The sequence below is a fragment of the Gemmata sp. genome, assembly GCF_051859125.1.
Lineage (GTDB): Bacteria > Planctomycetota > Planctomycetia > Gemmatales > Gemmataceae > Gemmata.
In genome coordinates, this window is record NZ_JBHYGG010000206.1 from 1 (window position 1) to 3,305 (window position 3,305).

The 3,305-nt window shown below is 70.3% G+C and carries 3 protein-coding genes; 1 reads left to right on the forward strand and 2 read right to left on the reverse strand.

The features are described from left to right. Positions 1-152 precede the first annotated feature (152 nt). Complete coding sequence (locus ACTIGN_RS17435) at positions 153-1,502, forward strand: c-type cytochrome (RefSeq protein ID WP_439626090.1); 1,350 nt, start codon at positions 153-155, stop codon at positions 1,500-1,502. A gap of 210 nt (positions 1,503-1,712) precedes the next feature. Here ACTIGN_RS17435 and ACTIGN_RS17440 read toward each other — a convergent pair whose 3' ends face one another. Next, positions 1,713-2,216, reverse strand: a complete 504-nt coding sequence (locus tag ACTIGN_RS17440; RefSeq protein ID WP_439626092.1) for a cupin domain-containing protein — start codon at positions 2,214-2,216, stop codon at positions 1,713-1,715. Next, a complete protein-coding gene (locus tag ACTIGN_RS17445; RefSeq protein WP_439626094.1) occupies positions 2,213-3,283 on the reverse strand; it encodes a methyltransferase in 1,071 nt (356 codons plus the stop codon). The genes ACTIGN_RS17440 and ACTIGN_RS17445 overlap by 4 nt, the downstream gene beginning before the upstream one ends. Between the last annotated feature and the right edge of the window lie 22 nt (positions 3,284-3,305).

Consider the following 3,305-nt stretch of genomic DNA (forward strand, 5'->3'; position numbering starts at 1 on the left):
CCCTGAGCGCCAGCGAGGGGGTGCGCCTCACCCCCTCGCTGGCGCTCAGGGTCCGCCCAGCACCAGACCACACCCTGCTTCCGTGCGGCCCCGGTTGAGGCGGCCGGCCGCCGCGCCTATCATGAGGTGCCGACCGAACGGAGGGCGACACGATGAAGCGACTCGCGAGTCTGGTTCTGCTGGTGCTGGCGTCGCCCGCGGTCGCCGCCGAACCCACGCTCACTCCGGCCGCCCAGCGGGGGTACAAGGCGCTGACCGAGACGGCGTTCATCCCCGGGTTCTGGACCGCGCGGTCGGTTCCGAACATCTGGAAGGCGTGGGACGGCGTGAAGGAGCGGCCGGCCGACTTCGACGCGCAGCTCCGCACCCGCTACGGCCTGCACGCCGCCCCGTACCCCAACGACGGCCTGCCGATGGGGCTCCGCAAGGCGCCGCTGCTGCTCGCCACCGGCATCGGCAACGACTGCATGCTGTGCCACGCGAGTTCGCTGTTCGGCACGAGCGTCATCGGGCTGGGGAACAGCTCGCTCGACATCCAGTCGCTGTTCGAGGACATGGCCAGGGCCGACGGCGTCATCAAGAAGCTGCCGTTCACGTTCTCGAACGTCCGCGGCACGAACGAGGCCGACGGGTTCGGCGTGTACCTGCTCGGGTTCCGCAACCCGGACCTGAGCCTGAACGGGAAGTGGAAGGACCTCGGCCTCCGCGACGACACCTGCTCCGACGTGCCCGCGTGGTGGCTCCTCAAGAAGAAGCGGACGATCTACCACACCGGCGCGACCGACTCGCGCAGCGTCCGCACGCTGATGCAGTTCATGCTGCACCCGCTCAACGGCCCCGAGGCGTTCGACAAGGCCGAGCCGGCGTTCAAGGACGTGCAGCAGTACCTGCTGAGCCTCGAACCGCCGAAGTACCCGTTCGCGATCGACAAGCCGCTCGCCGCGAAGGGCGGGGCGGTGTTCGCGGACCACTGCGCGAAGTGCCACGGCACCTACGGCGAGAAGTGGACGTACCCGAACAAGGTCGTCCCGCTCGCGGAGATCGGCACCGACCCGACGCGGCACGCGGGCGTCGACGTCGCCTACGGCAAGGCGTACTCGGAGTCGTGGTTCGGCAAGGAGAGCGCCGGGTGGTTCGTGCCGGGGACGCAGTTGCGGTGGACGCCGGGGTACCAGGCGCCGCCGCTCGACGGCGTCTGGGCGACGGCCCCGTACCTCCACAACGGGAGCGTGCCGACGCTCGCCGGCGTGCTGAACTCGAAGGCCCGGCCCAGGCTCTTCACGCGCAGCTTCAAGACGGACGAGGCGGACTACGACAAGGAGCGCGTGGGCTGGAAGGTGACCGAACTGAAGGAGCCGCCGCCCGAGAGCGCCCCGGGGGGCGAGAAGCGCAAGGTGTACGACACGTCGAAGCCCGGCCGCAGCAACGCGGGCCACACCTACGGCGACGACCTCACCGACGCCGAGCGCGCCGCGGTGATCGAGTACCTGAAGACCTTGTAGTTTCGGGTTTCGAGTTCAAGGTTTCGAGTTGGACAGCACCGGCTCGGGTGGGTGTCCTTGTGGTTTGGGGCGACCCCTGAGCGCCAGCGAGGGGGTGCGCCTCACCCCCTCGCTGGCGCTCAGGGTTCGCCCGGCCCGTGCCCCAATCGACGGGCACACACGCTCGGGTCTTGAACTTGAAACCTTGAACTCGAAACTCGAAACTCCGAGTTACCCCCGCGGCGTCAGACGCGCGATCTCGTCGGCGAACGCGGGCCACTTCGCGACCAGTTCGGCCCGCGTTGCGCCGCGGTAGTCGGCGTAGTCGAACCCCGGCGCGACCGTGCAGCCGAGCAGCGCGAAGCCGGATTCGCCGACCAGTCGCGTCCCCTGCCACACGCCGCCCGGCACCACCAACTGCGGCACTTGGCCCGCGGTGATGTCGGAGCCGAGCACCACTTCCTGGCCGGTGCCGTCGGGGAGCAGTTGCAGCATCCGCACCGGCGCGCCGAGGTAGAAGTGGAACACCTCGTCGCCGGGCAGGACGTGCAGTTCCGAGACGTGCCCGGGCTTCAACAGGTAGTAGATCGCCGTCGAGACCGACCGCGGGCCGGCGTGCGCCGGGACCGCGCTCGCGGGGAGCGTCGCGGCGGTGCGGTACGTCTCGCGGAAGAACCCGCCCTCGACCGGGTGCGGTTGCAGGCTCAGGGCGCGGATCACGTCGTCGGCGGTCATGGGGACTCCTGGGGCTCCCGGTCCGCCGATTCCGCCCCGGCGAGCACGACGGAGTACCCGCGGTTCTCGATCACCGAGCAGTCGGCGTAGGTCTCGAAGATCATCGGCATCACGGCCGTCGGCATCTTCGTGACGAGGTAGTACCGGCCGCCGGGCCCGAGCAACTCGCGGGTGCCCTCGATGAACAGGGCGGTGATCTCGGACCGCGCGTAGTACGGCGGGTTCGCCAGGACCACGTCGTACCCGCCGGCCGGGAGCCCTTCGAGCCGCGTGGCGGCGACGAACGTGGGGTTCGGCGTGCCGTTCGCCTTCGCGTTCAACTCGGCCAGCGCCAGGGCGCGGAGGCTGCTGTCCACGAACGTCACCGCCCCGGTCGGCCCGACCCTCTGCCCGGCGAGGCACCCGACCGCGCCGTTCCCGCACCCCAGGTCGAGGACGCGGTCGCCCTCCTTGATCTCGGCGACCTCGAGCATCGCCCGCGACCCGCTGTCGAACCGGCCGTAGCTGAACGTGCCGGGCCGGGTTACGACGTTCACCGCCGGGCCGTCGCCGATCTTCGCGTGGAACGCCAGCTCGTGCCGCCGGCGGCGGGTCACGTCGTCGGTCTTGTGGCTCCAGAACGCGACGCCGACCTTGCTCGACGGGGTCGCGGCGGCCTTCCCGAACGCCCGCTTCTGCCACTTCCCGAAGTGGCTGTCCTTCTCGTACTCGGAGAGCGTGAGGAACAGCCCGCCGGGGAGCAGCAGGTGGTAGCCCTGCTCCAGCACGTCGAGCTTCAACTCGCGGTCGGCGGCCGCGGCCGCGGGGAAGATGACGGTGTTGAACCGCTGCGGCTGGTCCCACAGGTCCGGGGCGCAGACCACCTCGGCCTCGGCCCCGACCTCGGCGAGGCAGTCGCGGACCCGGGCCGCCTGGTGCAGGTCGAACTGGACGCAGGTGACCTCGGCTGCGGGCAGGTGGAGCGCCTTCACAACGGTGGCGACGGCCCACGGCGGCCCGAGCGCGAGGCACACGGGCGGCTTGACCCGCTGCGAGACGGTGGCGAAGAGTTCGGCGGCGTGCTTCATTCAATTAGCATAGAGGGGGTTG

Coding starts and splice junctions, on each gene's coding strand:
- ACTIGN_RS17435 (WP_439626090.1), top strand. CDS start 153: ATGAAGCGACTCGCGAGTCTGGTTCTGCTGGTGCTGGCGTCGCCCGCG.
- ACTIGN_RS17440 (WP_439626092.1), bottom strand. CDS start 2,216: ATGACCGCCGACGACGTGATCCGCGCCCTGAGCCTGCAACCGCACCCG.
- ACTIGN_RS17445 (WP_439626094.1), bottom strand. CDS start 3,283: ATGAAGCACGCCGCCGAACTCTTCGCCACCGTCTCGCAGCGGGTCAAG.